11 protein-coding genes and 5 pseudogenes are annotated in these 16,125 nt (G+C 57.5%); 12 read left to right on the top strand and 4 right to left on the bottom strand.

Annotated features, from left to right (window positions below):
- Positions 1-28: 28 nt before the first annotated feature.
- A complete protein-coding gene (locus ASD03_RS20670; RefSeq protein ID WP_057215906.1) occupies positions 29-1,324 on the bottom strand; it encodes an epoxide hydrolase in 1,296 nt (431 codons plus the stop codon).
- Between the two features lie 198 nt (positions 1,325-1,522).
- Between ASD03_RS20670 and ASD03_RS20665 the strand changes: the two genes are divergently transcribed.
- Entirely contained in the window at positions 1,523-2,191 is a 669-nt protein-coding gene (locus ASD03_RS20665; protein ID WP_057215903.1) for a VOC family protein, read from the top strand.
- Between the two features lie 6 nt (positions 2,192-2,197).
- Here the strand turns inward: ASD03_RS20665 and ASD03_RS39185 are convergent.
- Together ASD03_RS39185 and ASD03_RS20660 are read right to left on the bottom strand one after the other, a co-directional pair.
- Positions 2,198-2,311 (bottom strand): annotated as a pseudogene (locus ASD03_RS39185) (3-oxoacyl-ACP reductase); the annotation flags it as partial.
- A 145-nt stretch (positions 2,312-2,456) separates the two neighbouring features.
- A pseudogene (locus ASD03_RS20660) lies at positions 2,457-3,393 on the bottom strand (LysR family transcriptional regulator); the annotation flags it as partial.
- A 208-nt stretch (positions 3,394-3,601) separates the two neighbouring features.
- Here ASD03_RS20660 and ASD03_RS20655 point away from each other — a divergent pair.
- The 10 genes and pseudogenes from ASD03_RS20655 to ASD03_RS40670 all read left to right on the top strand — a co-directional run.
- Positions 3,602-4,258, top strand: coding sequence for an MEDS domain-containing protein (locus ASD03_RS20655; RefSeq protein ID WP_082557370.1), 657 nt, complete (start codon positions 3,602-3,604; stop codon positions 4,256-4,258).
- 4 nt (positions 4,259-4,262) lie between these two features.
- Entirely contained in the window at positions 4,263-6,653 is a 2,391-nt protein-coding gene (locus tag ASD03_RS20650; protein ID WP_057215900.1) for a PAS domain-containing protein, read from the top strand.
- Entirely contained in the window at positions 6,653-7,021 is a 369-nt protein-coding gene (locus ASD03_RS20645; RefSeq protein WP_057216098.1) for a response regulator, read from the top strand. Before ASD03_RS20650 ends, ASD03_RS20645 begins: the two co-directional genes overlap by 1 nt.
- 109 nt (positions 7,022-7,130) lie before the next feature.
- Entirely contained in the window at positions 7,131-9,758 is a 2,628-nt protein-coding gene (locus tag ASD03_RS20640) for a PAS domain-containing protein (protein ID WP_057215896.1), read from the top strand.
- A 19-nt stretch (positions 9,759-9,777) separates the two neighbouring features.
- Positions 9,778-10,140, top strand: coding sequence for a response regulator (locus ASD03_RS20635; RefSeq protein WP_057216095.1), 363 nt, complete (start codon positions 9,778-9,780; stop codon positions 10,138-10,140).
- Between the two features lie 312 nt (positions 10,141-10,452).
- The gene (locus tag ASD03_RS20630) at positions 10,453-11,745 is read left to right on the top strand and encodes an epoxide hydrolase family protein (RefSeq protein ID WP_057215893.1); all 1,293 of its coding nucleotides are present in this window, start codon (positions 10,453-10,455) and stop codon (positions 11,743-11,745) included.
- A 63-nt stretch (positions 11,746-11,808) separates the two neighbouring features.
- On the top strand, positions 11,809-12,357 hold the full coding sequence (locus ASD03_RS20625; RefSeq protein ID WP_200954018.1) for a hypothetical protein: 549 nt from the start codon (positions 11,809-11,811) through the stop codon (positions 12,355-12,357).
- A 16-nt stretch (positions 12,358-12,373) separates the two neighbouring features.
- Positions 12,374-13,030 (top strand): isochorismatase family cysteine hydrolase, encoded by a 657-nt coding sequence (locus tag ASD03_RS20620; RefSeq protein WP_057215887.1) that lies wholly within the window; start codon positions 12,374-12,376, stop codon positions 13,028-13,030.
- A gap of 512 nt (positions 13,031-13,542) precedes the next feature.
- Positions 13,543-13,902: pseudogene (locus ASD03_RS40675) on the top strand (hypothetical protein); the annotation flags it as partial.
- 473 nt (positions 13,903-14,375) lie between these two features.
- Positions 14,376-14,721: pseudogene (locus ASD03_RS40670) on the top strand (hypothetical protein); the annotation flags it as partial.
- A 239-nt stretch (positions 14,722-14,960) separates the two neighbouring features.
- Here the strand turns inward: ASD03_RS40670 and ASD03_RS40665 are convergent.
- Positions 14,961-15,199, bottom strand: a pseudogene (locus ASD03_RS40665) (XRE family transcriptional regulator); the annotation flags it as partial.
- A gap of 122 nt (positions 15,200-15,321) precedes the next feature.
- Between ASD03_RS40665 and ASD03_RS38000 the strand changes: the two are divergent.
- Positions 15,322-15,906, top strand: coding sequence for an AAA family ATPase (locus tag ASD03_RS38000; RefSeq protein WP_082557369.1), 585 nt, complete (start codon positions 15,322-15,324; stop codon positions 15,904-15,906).
- Positions 15,907-16,125: the final 219 nt, after the last annotated feature.

Raw genomic sequence — 16,125 nt, 5'->3', positions numbered from 1 at the left:
CCGCTCCGAGGCTCGTGGGGCCGTGCTGCTACACCGAGCGGAGTGACTTGAACGCAGCCCGCAGTTCGGAGCTGAAAAGGTCCGGCTCTTCCCACGCGGCGAAATGACCGCCCTTGTCGACTTTGTTGTAGTAGATGAGGTTGTGGTAGGCCTTCTCGCTCCAGCTCCTCGGGGCCTGGTAGATCTCGCCCGGAAAGACGGTGATGGCGGCCGGGATCTTGATATCAACCGCGTTGAAGTTGTTGGCATTGTTCTCCCAATAGAGCCGCGCGCTCGAAGTGGCGGTTCCGGTGAACCAGTATAGGGAGATGTCGTCCAGCATCTCGTCGCGCGTGAGCGATTTCTCCGGATCGCCGCCACTGTAGGTCCAGTCGGCGAACTTGTCGTAGTACCATGCGGCCAGGCCGACCGGAGAGTCCGTCAAGGCATAGCCGAGGGTCTGGGGACGGGTGACCATCATCCAGGCGTATCCCGCACCCTTGGTGTAGAGCGCGTTCATCTGTTCGTAGGCGATCTTCTCCTCGGTAGACAGCCCCGCCGGAGCGGGTTCGCCATTGGTCAGCGCCTTGGCGATATCTGGAGGCACAGTAGCAGGCATACTGGTATGGATGCCGAGCAGTCCCGCCGGGGCCTGCCGGGCCATCGCATCGGAAATGACGGCGCCCCAGTCACCACCTTGGGACACGTAGCGGTCATAGCCGAGGCGCGTCATCAGCACGTGCCATGCCCGGCCGATACGATCGGGACCCCACCCGGTTTCCGAGGGAATTTCCGAGAAACCGTATCCCGGCATCGACGGCATGACGACGTGGAACGCGTCCTCCGATGCGCCGCCGTGTGCGGTCGGATCCGTCAGCGGTCCGATCGTCTTGATCAGTTCAAGGACCGAGCCCGGCCAACCGTGTGTCATAATCAGAGGCAGCGCGTTCTCGTGCTTCGACTTGACATGGATGAAATGAATGTCGAGCCCGTCGATCTTGGTCATGAACTGCGGAAACGTATTTAGCTTTTTCTCGCCTTTGCGCCAGTCGTAGTCCGTGCCCCAGTATTCTACGAGCGGCTTGAACTTCTTGAGCTGCGCGCCCTGCGAACGATCAGAGACGGTTTCCATTCCGGGCCAGCGAGCTGCACGAACGCGACGACGCAGCTCATCAACATCCTTCTGCGGAATGGCCGCTTTGAAGGGCCGAATCGCGTCTCCAGAAACCGCGGCTCTAAGGTGCCCCGGCAGAAGGCTGAGTGCGGCTGTCGCCGCAGTAGCAGCGAGAAGTTCCCGCCGGGTCGGCGCGAGAGAAATGGAATTGGCTTCAACATTTTCGGACATGACGTGCTCCGTTGTTTTCACAGCTATCAGCTGCGTCTAGGGTTCGCCGGTCGCCGCTCAGGCGCTATTGCACCATGGTATCGGCAATACCTATGGATCGGCTGAACTCGTCCAGAAGCCGACACCATCGGATAATGGACATGCGTCAACCGCAGGCTCATCGTCTCCCGCGCCACGAAGCAACCGAGGGAGAGCAACATGACCATTCAGGAAAGCATCATGCCAACGATCGAGGCAGCGAGTGATCTCGACATGAAGCTCGAGGTAGTCGTTATTCCAGTCTCCGACGTCGACCGCGCCAAGTCCTTCTATACGGGTCTCGGTTGGCGGCTAGATGCGGACGTTTCCGGTAGCGACGGCTTCCGGGTGGTTCAGGTGACGCCACCCGGATCGCCCTGCTCCGTCATCTTCGGATCCAGGATCACGTCCGCACAGCCTGGCTCGGCTCAGGGACTTCACCTGATCGTATCCGACATCGAGTTGGCGCATGCGGCGCTTGCCTCCCGCGGCGCCGAAATGAGCGGCGTCTTCCATGACGCTGGCGGTGTGTTTCACCGTCGCGAAACGGAAAACCGCCTCCCTGGCCTGCACCCGTCACGTGCCAGCTACGGTTCCTTTGCCTCATTCAGTGATCCGGACGGGAACGGCTGGATATTCCAGGAAGTCACGAACCGTCTTCCCGGCCGTATAGACGCAAAGGGGGCTGCCTACGTCTCGTCTGCTGATCTCGCGAGCGCACTTCGCCGTGCCGCCGCCGCTCATGGCGAACATGAGCAGCGAACTGGCGGGAACCACGACGAGAACTGGCCAGATTGGTACTCGCAGTACATGATCGCAGAGCAGTCCGGCTCAGAGCTGCCGACCTGATACCTACGAGCGGGATGTGGCGACGATGTTGTAGCCGCGCTCGCGATATGCCTTTACCAAGCCTTCGCTAATGCCTTGGGAGGCACCAATGATAATGGTGACCTTTTGTTGACTGCTCATAATCCGCATCCTTTCCAAGTACTCGGCCGCTTTTCTGGCCGTGCCTACGCTCTCGGCGTCGATGGGTTAGATTTAGATGCAGTCGGTGTTCGGGAGAATTGTCACCGCAAAAACGACAATCAACCGATGTTCGGCATAATTGCGCTAAGGCCCCTGACTGTGCCGCAATCTTCGCAAGCGCTGCCTTTAGTTTCGGACCTGCAAAATCGATGAAGGCCCGAACCTTCGGTACGGAAATTCTTGCCTGCGGTGTCAGAAGGTGGACGGGAAGCGCTGACGGCTCATACTCCGAGAGTATTATCGTCAAGGCTCCATCTCGGACAAGTTCAGCGATGTGATATGAATTGTGATATGAATAGAGTCGCGTTATGCCCATCCCCCAGCGGCCTACGCCGCGGCCGCACGCACGCTATTCACGACATACCTCGGTGAAAAATGCACGGTTCTGGGGATTGTACCTTCGCCGACGGGGTTGAAGGCCCAGGAATCGATCCCAAAATTCGAGAATGCGATAATGTCGTGCTGCAGGAGATCACCTGGTTCTCGAATTGCATTACGATTTGCGAGATAGTCAGGTGACGCTACAACGACACGTCGGACGTCGCCGCCGATCCGGGTTGTAATATGCGTTGAGTCCGTGAGGTTGCCTATCCGGAGCGCAATATCAACCCCCTCGTCGATCAGATTGACAAATCGGTCGAACATCAACAGTCGGACGGACACACTGGAATGCTGTTTCAGGAACTTGTCGAGAATCGGCCGAAGCACCTCCTCCCCGAGGATGGGAGGCGCCGAGATTGTCAGCACGCCGCGTGGCGACAACCGCTCGCCTCCGGCAATGATATCTGCTTCTTCGAGGTCCACGAGAACCCTGCGGCACACTTCCACGTAACGCTGCCCCGCCTCGCTGAGCTTCAGTCTTCGCGTCGTGCGTGGAGAAGTTCGACACCCACGCGCTCTTCGAGAGGACCGAGCGCCCGGCTAATCGCAGTGGGCGAACGCTTCAACTTCCTGGCGGCAGCGGCTAGGCTCCCCTCCTCCACGGCAGTGACAAAGACCTTCATCGCATCAATGCGATCCATAGCCAAGCTCCAGTGATGTCTTCGGCCTTATGCTTGCAGCACAAGCCGCTGCAAAGCCAGCTGCCGCAACAAGTCTCTACCCAATACCATTGGACAATAGACGACAGAATGCTCTTCATGCAGCGTCTACTGCATGGGCTCGGAATGACGTGCGGATGGAAAAAGGTTATAGCCAGATAGCATCGGCAGGTCTGAAAAGCGGTGTCGCATGATGGAGATGCGCCCCGATGACATTCGCTTTGCTGGCGTGAAACTTGGGCGCCATCGGCATGTTTGCGCGTTCTTCGACGGCACCCGCGGCGCGTCGGAGGTTCTCGACCCTTTCATCCATGATGGCTTTCTGTGCGGCCATAGGGCGATCCACTTGGTCGGCGCAGACAAGCGCGAAGCTCACGTCGCCCGTTTGCGCTGCGAAGGAATCGACACCGAAGATTTGCAGGGCTCCGGCCAGCTTGAAGTTCGAACTACGGTCGACGCCTACCTGAAGAACGGCGTCTTCGACCAAGATCGAATGGTGGAAGAGTTCTCGGCTATGGCGAGCGGCAACAGGCATGGCTTTCCCCTCAGCCGTATTGTCTGTGACATGGATTGGGCCGCCGAAAGCCAACAGCATCTTCAAGATCTCATTCAATTCGAATCCCGGATTAACGACCTATGGGACCAGCACGACGACGTTGTGATCTGCGTCTATGATCTGACGAGGTTTGGTGGCGACACGATCGTTGACATTTTAAGGACGCACCCGGTCGTGGTGATTGGCGGAATCCTCCGGGAAAATCCATTTTACATCCCGCCAGCGCAGTTTCTAGCGGAACTGCATGGGAGGCGTTCTGGGCGAGAGGAGCAGTCGGCAGTTGCTGAATAACGACATGCCCGACATGATCATGGTCGCGTCGGAGAACGAAAGACTTCGGCGCTGCTTGAACGATATCCTGAGTGTCACGGCTCTTCCGGCAGCTTGGACTGGCGGGACTGTCGACGGGATTTGCAGTGCCCTGCTTGCTGCATTGAGATCGATCCTTGACGTTGACTTCTTGGTCGTCAACGTTGCTGGGAGCGGCGATCAAGCCGAAGTGCTCAAGGAGCGTTCCAGGACGGACTTCGTCGACGCAGGTGCCGTAGTCATCAGCGACTTGGTGAGGACGCTGGGGTCCAACATAGCTGTCTGGCCCCGCGAAACCAACGTCGAGCACGGTGAATCCGACCTGCGGGTGCTGATCGAGAAGCTTGGCGTGAATGGAAAAGTGGGCGTTCTCGTTGCCGGATCGACGGTATCCTCCTTTCCCACCGAAGAGGACCGCATCCTCCTGCACGTCGCAGCGAGTCAGGCTGCCCTTGCGATCACGGAAGCAATCCGCTTTCGGGACGACACACGCGCCCTTGCGGAACGCGAACTTAGTAAAATCGCGGACGCCATGCCGGTCATGGCCTGGTCGACACTTCCCGACGGCCGAGCCGATTTTTTCAACGAACACTTCCTGACTTTTCTCGGGATAACGAGCGAGCAAGCGGCGGGATGGGGATGGGCTGCATCGATCCACCCGGACGACTCTCGGGCGCTACAAAGCGTATGGATGGAGCTACTCGCCTCCGGGATGCCGGGTGAAACCGAAGCGAGGCTTCGACGATGGGACGGGCAATACAGGTGGTTTTTGTTCCGGGCCAACCCAGTCTACAGCGACGAAGGAGCGGTTTTTCGGTGGTACGGGACCAACACCGACATAGACGACCGAAAACGGTTTGAAGAAGAAATGCGCCGTAGTGCGGCGCTGATGGCCCAGGCCCAGCGCCTGACAGTGACAGGCAGTGTCTGGTGGAGGCCAGCAACCAACGACATATACTGGTCCGATGAGGCATACCGTGTGGCGGGGCGGGACGTGGGGATTACCCCCTCCGTGGAGATGATGCTGGATCGCTGCCATCCCGAGGACCTACCCAGAATCCAAAAACTGATCTCAAATGCGATGAACCACGGAGAGAATGTCGATGTAGAGCATCGGCTTTTGATGACGGATGGTGCTGTAAAGTATGTCCATGTCGTCCTTCAAAACATCGGCAATAATCCCGCCGATCCGGAGTTCATCGGCGCGGTCGCAGATATCACCGAGAGGAAGCTCGCTGAGGAGCAACTGCGCCGGAGTGACGTCCTGTTACGCGAAGGGCAGCGAATTAGCCAAACAGGTACGTTTTCCTGGAACGTGGAGACTGACGAAATAGCCTTCTCGGAAGAACTGAATCGGATCTTCGGCTTCGAAAGTGGCCGCGTGGTCGATTTCGACGCAATTGGTCAGAGAGTCTACGAGGAGGATTTGCCGCTTCTTGCAATTAAAATGGCCGATGTTCGGCAGGGAGGCGACAATCCCGACTACGAGATACGACTGTTCGTCGATGGCCAAATCAAACATGTCCGGGTGGTTGGACGGATAATCAGGCACCTCGATGGCACGATGGAGTGCATAGGGGCAGTCCAAGATGTCTCGGCCCAGCGGATAGCAGAACTGGGTCGCGACAAGCTGCGCTCCGAACTGAGCCAGTTGGCCAGGGTGACGAGCCTCAGCACAATGGCAGCATCCATAGCGCACGAAGTTAATCAGCCGTTGGCTGGCATAATCATGAACGCGAGCGCTTCACTGCGTATGTTGTGCGCAAATCCTCCGAATATTACTGGGGCCGTCGAGACGGCAAAAAGAACTATCCGAGACGGCAATCGAGCATCGGACGTCATACTGCGACTGAGGAACCTGTTCAAACAGGGTGTGGCGACCGTCGAGTGGTTGGATCTCAACGACGCCATTCGAGAGTTGATAGGGCTGGCCGCAAGCGACCTGCAAAGAGGAAGGATTCTATTAATTGAGGAACTTTCCGATCCGCCGCCCTTTATCCTCGGAGACAGGGTGCAACTCCAGCAAGTAATAATGAACCTCCTTCGTAACTCGATCGATGCGATGACCGATACTGCCCAAACGCAGAAGAAGATATTCGTTCGCACGGTCGTGGGCCTTGGCGAGGTCAGAGTTGTGGTCGAGGACCATGGGGTCGGTCTCGAAGGAACGGACGTGGAGCGGCTGTTCGACGCATTCCACACGACGAAACCGCACGGTATGGGAATAGGGCTGTCGGTGAGCCGCTCGATCATCGAGGCACACAAAGGGAAAATATGGGCGGAGCCCAGACCTTCTGGTGGCGCCATATTCGGCTTCGCTTTGCCGTTCGATAAGGACTCGGTCGACAGACCATCGCCCCCGGAAATGAAGACATGATGAAGACGCAAGAGCCGCTCGTTTCAGTCGTGGATGATGACGAGTCGGTCCGAGAAGCCCTCCCCGACCTGATCCGCATATTTGGCTTCGACGTCCGTGCGTTTTCGTCAGCTAATGAGTTCCTTGCGTCCGAATGGTTGAAGAAGACCGACTGCCTCGTTCTGGACGTCGCCATGCCTGGCATGTCCGGCCCGGAATTGCAGGAAGAACTTGCCCGGCGAGGCGAGAAGATTCCCATAGTCTTCATCACCGCGCACAAGGATGAGAGCGAGCGCATTCCGCTGCTTCAGAGCGGCGCTATAGACTGCCTCTTCAAACCGTTCAGCGACGTTGCACTTCAAGACGCACTCGATCGAGCATTGCGCTAACGCCGCAGGTTGCTCGGCGCCCGCCACCACATCCAACACCTTAGAATAATATACGAATGATTGTCGAGAACGTACGCTGTCCGAGCAAGCCGAGCTCGAAAGGACAGTCATGGAAGCGGGGCTCGTTCGAGTTCTCGACACTTTGCCGGGTATGGTGTTCAGCATCAACCCCGGTGGCGTCATCGACTTTGTCAATCGGGCCCTCGCGGATTACGTTGGCATTCAATTTCAAAGCGACAGGGACTGGAGCTGGCCGATCGCCATCGAGCGTCCCGATGGCGCGACATTCCACTCGACACTTCGATCGATGTTGGAACAGAGCCAGCCGTTCCAGATGGAGATTCCCCTCAGCCTCCCAGATGGGGTTAGCCGTTCGCTTCTTCTGCGCTGCAACCCGATGGATGATGGCGCGGCCGAACGTCGATGGTACGGCATCGCTACTGAGTCTACCGTGGATAGCCGTCCCCGTGACAAAAACGACTTTCAACGTATCGTGGACAGCATTCCGGTGCCGGTGGCGGTAACAACACCGAGTGGCGATGTCGAGGCTCTCAACAATCCGGCTCTCGAATACTTTGGCATGACACTGGAGGAGCTGAAGGACTGGAAAGCGACGGAGGTTGTTCATCCGGAGGACCTCCAAGCGACCATTGAGGACCAACTTAACGCGCATCTCGCTGGGACGTTTTACAACGTCGAAAGCCGACATCTGCGGCACGATGGAATGTATCGCTGGCACAATGTTCTCGGTCTCCCCCTGAGAGATGTGGACGGCACGATTTTGAGATGGTTTCATCTCCTGGTTGACGTCGACGATCGCAAGCGCGCGGAACTGGAGCTAGCAGCGCGCGAGCGCGAAGCACGAGTGGTCCTCGAAAGCATCCCCGCTGGCATCGGCGTTATCGCCATCGGTGGAGAGGTAGAGGCGATAAACGGTCCGCTTCTGCGCTACTACGGACGAACGCTCGAAGAGCTTCGGGATTGGGGTAGCACGGACGTTGTTCATCCCGATGATATGCCCAGGATGATCGATGCAGTCGATCGTGCCGTAACACTCGGACAACCATACGATCTTGAGGTTCGGCTCCGAAGAGCAGACGGGGTCCATCACTGGTTCCAGGTCACGGGTTCGCCGCTGATCGACGACGAGGGAAAAATCGTCCGCTGGTACGCCTTGCACGTTGACATCGACGACCGCAAGCGCGCCGAGGAGGCACTTGCGGAGCGCGAGCGGGAATCAAGGTTCATCATTGATGGCATTGCCGGAATGATTGCCATTTTCTCGCCTGATGCGAAGCTAATCGGCGGCAACCAACAGATAATCGACTACTTCCGGCGTCCAATTGATGAACTCGACAACTGGGCAACCAACGGGATCACTCATCCAGACGACCTACAGCTATGCATCGACAGCTTCATGGGTTCGATCGCGACTGGCGAGCCATACGATTATGAAACCCGATTCCTGCGCCATGACGGGGTTTGGAGATGGTTCCAACTCAGAGGTCTTCCGCTCCGCAATACCGACGGTGAGATTATCCGCTGGTATGGATTGTTGACCGATATCGATGATCGCAAGCGAACGGAGGAACAACTTAGGCGAAGCGAAGCATTCCTGGCTGATGCACAGCGATTAAGCAAGACTGGCGGCTTTTCGCTGCGACTGGAAACTGGCGAGATTGTCTGGTCCGCCGAGACCTACAGAATATTCGACGTCGATCCGAGCAGTCCCGTGACCATCCAGACTGTACTCTCGCGACTGGATCCTGAGAGCGTGCTCAAAGTTTGCAACGTGATCGAAACTGCTCGCGCAGGAAATGGCGACTTTGACTACGATATTCGGCTTGTTATGACGGATCAGTCCGTCAAGCATGTTCGCGTGCTTGCATACAGTAAAAAAAACAAGGATGGCGAGCAAGAGTTAGCCGGAGCGGTTCAGGATGTCACGGAGCGTCACGAGGCGGAGGAAGCACTAAACAAAGTCCGTTCTGAACTCTCATATGTGACACGTATAACCAGCCTTGGGATACTGACCGCATCCATTGCCCACGAAGTCAACCAGCCTCTGGCTGGAATTGTGACTAACGCAAGCACATGTCTTCGTGTTCTCGACACCGAGCCGCCCAACCTCGAAGTGGCTAGGGAGACAGCTCGCCGCATGATCCGCGACGCCAACCGTGCAGCCGATGTCATCGTACGGTTGCGGGCACTCTTCAGTCGTAAGCCGCCGTTGATCGAACCCATAGACATGAACGAGGTCGCCACAGAGGTGATTGCCCTCGCGTTCGGTGAGATCCAGCGAGCTCGCGTTTCGGTCGTATCAGAATTCGGCGCAGCACTCCCCTCCGTCGCAGGTGCGCGCGTACAGCTACAACAGGTGATCATGAACGTGCTTCGCAACGCTATCGAGGCAACATCAGCCGTCGAAGGGCGCCCGGGCCGTATCGTCATCAGAACGGAGGCCAGAGACGCAGAGGTCCGATTGATCATCGAAGATACCGGGATCGGCTTCGGGATGGATGGTACAAACCGGATCTTTGACGCCTTCTACACAACCAAGCCCGATGGAATGGGCATCGGGCTGTCCGTAAGCCGCTCGATTATTGAAAGTCACAGTGGTCGCCTTTGGGCGCAGAGCAATGCCTTGCACGGAGCAACAGTCGGTTTCTCCGTGCCAATCCACCCGCCCGGGCAAGCTGAAACTCTTGAGACGAATGGCGCGGTGGCACCAAGATAAAGCCCAGAAAGGGGGAGCGATGACGAAGCGGAAACAAATCTCCGTGGTCGATGACGACGAGTCCGTTCGAGAGGCGCTGCCAGACCTTCTCCGTTCGTTCGGATTTGATGTCCATACCTTCGACTCGGCCGAAGCCTTCCTGCATGCGGGTGCCTTCGCATTCAGCGATGGAATGATACTCGACATTGCCATGCCCGGCATGACCGGACCCGAGCTGTTCAAGGAGCTTACGAGACGGGGAAACCCGGTTCCGACGATATTCATCACTGCGCTCAAGGATGAGATCCTGCGAACCCGCCTGATGAAGGACGGCGCAGTAGAGTGCCTGTTCAAACCTTTTGGCGATGAGGAGCTTCAAGTGGCACTGGCCGCGATAGACTAAGTTGTTACGTTCGCCAAGTGTCGGAGTGATAGCCGCGAAAGGTTCAGCGGGGGGCCTCCTGCTTCGGAATGATGTAAGTTCAGGTATCGAGATGGGCGCGGATCGATCTTGGAACCGGATTTCGGAGACGGCTTGAATGCAATTCCAAGCATCGTCTTCACCGTCGGCGCAAACGGACGCGTTGATTTCGTTAACGGGCATTGGGAAGAATACCGATACCAAAGTGTCGTCCATACCATCGTGCAATAGTGGCAACGCTTCAGGGATGTGACGCTCCTCCTGGCTAAAACGAGCAACATCCAGGAGGATACCATGTCGCAGATACAGGCACAGGTGACCCGTCGAACTCTTCTTGCTGCGGCCGCGACCGCGGGCGCGGTGGGGATGATTCCCCAAGCTTTTGCCGCCACCGAGGCTCCGGTGATCAAGCCGTTCAAGTTCAGGGCTACCGATGAACAGCTGATTGATCTCCATCGCCGGGTGGCAGCCACCCGTTGGCCGGACGAGGAAAACGTAGCAGACGACTCCCAAGGGGTGCGTCTCGAAACGATAAAGAAGCTCGCGAAGCACTGGAAACACCATGACTGGCGCAACGTCGAGGCCCGCCTCAACGCGTTTCCGCAGTTCACTACGGAGATCGACGGTCTCGACATTCACTTCATCCATGTGAAGTCGAAGCATGAAGACGCGCTACCAATCATCATCACCCATGGGTGGCCAGGCTCCGTGATCGAGCAGCTGAAGATCATCAAGCCCCTGACCGATCCGACCGCCTATGGCGGCACCGAAGCAGAAGCCTTCCATGTCGTCATTCCGTCCCTCCCCGGCTACGGCTTTTCCGGCAAACCTCGGGAGACCGGGTGGAACCCGCCGCGGATCGCGAAGGCCTGGGCCGTGCTCATGGAGCGTCTGGGATATACGAAGTACGTCGCCCAGGGCGGCGACTGGGGTAACGCGGTGACTGAACTCATGGCCGTCCAGCAGCCCCCTGGCCTCCTCGGCATACACACGAACATGGCCGCCACCGTTCCGGCCGAGATTTCGAAGTCCTTGGCCGCAGGAACGCCCCCGGAAGGCTTGTCCGCCGACGAAAGGCGGGCGTGGGATCAGCTCGACGATTTCAACAAGAATGGCCTCGGCTACGCGATCGAGATGAACAACAGGCCGCAGACACTCTACGGCATCGTGGACTCGCCGATCGGTCTTGCGGCGTGGATGCTCGACCACGACATCCGCAGCTACCGCATGATCGCCAGGTCGATTGACGGAGAAAAAGAGGGCCTGAGCCCTGACGACGTTCTCGACAACGTTTCCCTATACTGGCTGACAAACACGGCAATTTCTTCCGCGCGTCTTTATTGGGACAATGCCCATCATCCAAGCGGCGGCTTCTTCGACCCCCGCGGCATCAAGATCCCGGTCGCTGTCAGTGCCTTTCCGGACGAAATCTACCAGGCGCCGCAGAGCTGGGCAGAGAAGGCTTATCCGAAGCTCATCCACTACAACCGCCTGCCGAAGGGCGGCCACTTCGCAGCCTGGGAGCAGCCTGCGCTTTTCACCTCGGAACTCCGTGCGTCATTCAAGTCGCTTCGCGACCAGATTTGAATCTCAAAAGCGGCGCGAAGCGCTCCGCGCCGACCTCTCATCCTCGCCAACTGAACAAGGAGAATGACTATGCGTGAAAATCAGATCGTGGACTCTAGCTTCACCGCCATCATCAACGCGCCGATCGAGAAGATCGACATCCCGGCATGGTGCTTTTCGCTGCCCGAAAAGGAATACCAGGGATGTTCGCCCGCTCATATCGCTGCTGGCTTCACGACTGCGCCGGACGGCACCCGGATGTCCATCAACGTCGAGACGATCGGCGGCAGCCTCATGGTTCAACACTATCACGAGACACTTGGCGAGAAGACCCATCTGATCCTAGACTCGGACTCCGACGTTTTCACCCCGACGGGCCGCGTTGTCATTCATGTGACCTGGGAGCTTAGCGTCAAGGCACTGGACAAGAACCGCTGCGAATTCACGAACCGGGTTCAGTCCTTCGCTACCGACGAGATGCTCGCTGGGCTGGATCGCCAGGGCATTCCGTTCGAAATCTTCAAGACCCAGCGCCAGCCGATGTCCATCGCGCACAACAAGGGCGAGACCCCCCTTTTCGCAGCAAGCATCGAGCGTTTCGCACTTCGCCAGACCCCCGCGAAGGCAGCCTGAATCCTGGAGTCCCGTAATGACCCATCTGACCGTTCCCTTCGATGTCACCAACACAGGGCTGCTGGTGGTCGACCCTTACAACGACTTCATCTCCGAAGGCGGCAAGATCTGGCCCCGGATCCAGTCCGTCGCAGAAGCCAACAACTGCGTCGAGCATATGGCGCAGATCCTGCAGGCGGCGCGCGAGGTAAAGATGCCCGTCTTCTTCGCCATGCATCATCGCTATCGCGAGGGCGACTACGAGGACTGGAAATACATCGCGCCCATCCAACGTGCCGCCTGGCACCGAAAGAGCTTTTCATACGGCACCTGGGGCGGTGAGTTCAGGGCGGAATTCGTGCCTGCCGCTGGCGAGAGCGTCGCGCAGGAACATTGGTGCTCGAGCGGATTTGCAAACACCGACCTCGACAATCTGCTCAAGCGCCGCGGAATACAGCGCGTGATCGTGATAGGGCTTATCGCGCACACATGTATCGAGGCAACCGTCAGGTTTGCGGCTGAGCTAGGATATGATGTGACTGTCATAAACGACGCGGTAGCCGATTATTCGGATGAGATGATGCGCGCCGCCTTAGAGATCAATATGCCGAATTATGCGAACGCCATCATCTCTACAGAAGAGGTCCTACAGGCGATTGCCTCCGCAGGAGCCCGTGCGGTTACTCCCGAATAAACGACTGTTACCCACGTTCGCTCGGCTAACGCCGAGCGTCTTCCCTAATGTAACCTAGAGGAGCATAAATTGGATCAGCTATCCAAAGTCCTCTATGCGGCAAAGATCCATGTCAGCCGTGGCCTCGAGCGCGCAGTGGCCCGAAGCCACCCTTGCGAAACACCATCCACCATTTTCGGCAATGCCGAGGTAACTCTCCCAGGCGTCAAAAGAGGAGATGTCCTCCGCGCTCAAAAATGGCCTGCAATCCGGGCTCGAAGCGATCATCCGCTGGATCGATGAGGAACGACCAGTCGAGCATGACCGGCCCACGCCTACACCACCGATCGAAAGCCCCCGTTCGCGACCCGCGAATCTGACGTGAAGGCGAGCAAATCTCCGAGCACACCGCGACCACACCGTCGACGCAGCCGAGGGCAAGCGTCCCACTACGGGCGATCGAGGAACATCCGGCTCTTCTGTTCAATTGGCCTGAAAATCCGTCAGATTTCCGTGAAGCGCTGAACTACCACATGCGCCGGCACGGTAACACGTACTGGCATCTCCACCGCGCAGTCGCCGACGACCATCCGACCTTCGACAATAAGACGCTACTCAGTTGGACGAACGGCACGCGCGTCCCGCGGTCAACGGGACGCTATCAGCTTCCTGCTGGATATTTTAAAGAACGACTGCCACATCAGTCGCGATCAGCGTCTGGACTCGAGAGCGACGTTAGCCCTGCCGAGCGGCGGCGCCTCGCCTAGCGCCTGCCGGATGATTTCAACAGTTCGCCCTTCAGCAAGCGCGAAGAGATCCTTGATTGGGTACGCCGCGTCATCATCTCCGGCTCGACCGACTATCGACGTTTCCAGTCGGCAGCGATCCGGCAGCTCGGAAGGAGATTAGCCAACGCGGTGACGCGCCCTGTTTGTCAATGCTTAAAGCCTCTCGACCACTCTGGCTTTGACAAAGCGGGAAAGTTCGCGCTTAGTGTCCTCAGTCCTAGGACAGAGGACGGTCACCATGAAGAGCCAACTGCTGAAGCTACTGAGCCTGCGAGGCCAGGAACTCACAAAGGGTACAGATCAACCGCGATCTGAATCCCTCGGGGGCGACCCTTATTCGGTGCGAAATCTTGAAGCTCTGCTCGGGATTAGCAAATCCGAAATTGCGCAGTCGATCAAGAGAAGCGTCGCTTCCGGGATCGCGCGGAAAGACAGTCGCACCAATGAACCACGGCCACATCGGCGAAACCTTTTCGAGTTCATCACCCATGGCCTTAGGTTCGTGTTTCCCGCACAGGTAGGGCCGATACAACGCGGCGTCCCCACGGCGTTTGCTGCGCCGATGCTTCAAGAGCTTNGCGCAGTCGATCAAGAGAAGCGTCGCTTCCGGGATCGCGCGGAAAGACAGTCGCACCAATGAACCACGGCCACATCGGCGAAACCTTTTCGAGTTCATCACCCATGGCCTCAGATTCGTGTTTCCCGCACAGGTAGGGCCGATACAACGCGGCGTCCCCACGGCGTTTGCAGCGTCAATGCTTCAAGAGCTTCTCGTCAGCGGCGGGACCTATAACTACGTCTGGCCCTGCTCCGCTGGACGAGAGATGGGTCAAGCGGTCGATCCCCTTTTCAAAAGCGTGCCGGAGGCCGCTTTGAAAGACGAGCGACTTTATGAGTACCTGGCACTGGTAGATGCGATTAGGCNCTATAACTACGTCTGGCCCTACTCCGCTGGACGAGAGATGGGTCAAGCGGTCGATCCCCTTTTCAAAAGCGTGCCGGAGGCCGCTTTGAAAGACGAGCGACTTTATGAGTACCTGGCACTGGTAGATGCGATTAGGCGAAGGCGCTTCCATAATGCGTCCGAATTGGCGACCAGCGGGTACGATTTCGATTTCGAGCAGAAAATGCTCAAAACCCGCCGGCGGCTTGATTGCAGCCATTTAGCGAAAATCACCGCGGGCAACGCTTTCGGCCGCTGCAAGGATGTCGTCGTCATGGCCGCGTTTCAGCGCATCGAGCCCCGTCCGCTCATCCAGAGCGCCATGCGGCGTAATCAGGAAACGGTAAATCCACATGCGCTGCCCAGAATCGCATGCAACTTCGGGAGTACAGCATAGGGCCGTCCATCCCGGTCGAGTTGCCATGCCGGAAAGCGGAAGCCGCGTTTGGCGCCGTCGAGCCGAAAGCGAGGTGTCTGGATTAAACCTGTTTTCCATAAACTGTTGATTGCAGCGGCTAAAGAAAATGCATAAGCGGACTCACGCACGCATGTTGGTCTAACTTTCGGCAAGGCGAGTTTGCATGCCTCGATATGTATCGTTGACTGAAACCGCTAACCTTTTGGCGACAGTCGGGCGCGTTCTTGTCATTGGATGTTCTGGTGGCGGCAAGACAACGTTCTCCGCCAAGATTGCAGAGTCATTTGGCCTAGAATTTCAATCACTCGACCGAGATGTGCGGTGGCTTCCTGGCTGGGTAGAGCGTGATCGGCGGGAACAGAGAAAAATCATCGCTGATATGGTCCATCGGAGCCGATGGGTTATGGACGGCAGTGGAGCGTCTTCCTTCGACATCAGATTGCCGCAAACTGATCTAGTTCTGTGGGTGCGTGTTCCCCGATGGGTCGCGCTCCTCGGCTTATTGAAGAGGGTTTCTCGTTTCTACGGCTCCGTTCGGCCAGCGATGGCTGATGGTTGTCCTGAGCTACTGCCAAATCGCGAGTTCCTCTCCTATATCTGGAACTTCGAGAAAAAATACGCACCTATTTTCATCAAGCAAATAGCTCGTTACGGGCCGAATGTTCCGGTAGCCGTGCTCCACTCGCATCGCGAGATGGATCGGCTCCTTCAACTAGCTTCCCAACCTCACGCTCGAAAAGGCGAATGACCGCTTCGGGTCAATCCCAGACCTAGGCGGCAAGAACTCTAATGTCCTTTTTTCGTGTTGGGTGTCCTCGCAGACGGTCGGGTCTACTGGCCAAGTATCCGCGGTTGAGCGCTTCTCGGGCGTTCCGATCAAGAGCAGTAACGCGAACTCTCCACCCGACTGAGACGACCGGCAGCCGGCAACATGCCGCCCCAGGGCCGATGTGTCTCCAGCCTTGAA

Origin of the sequence: Ensifer sp. Root127 (assembly GCF_001425225.1) — a bacterium.
GTDB classification, from domain to species: Bacteria; Pseudomonadota; Alphaproteobacteria; order Rhizobiales; family Rhizobiaceae; genus Ensifer; species Ensifer canadensis.
This window is presented reverse-complemented; position numbering and strand designations above follow the sequence as displayed.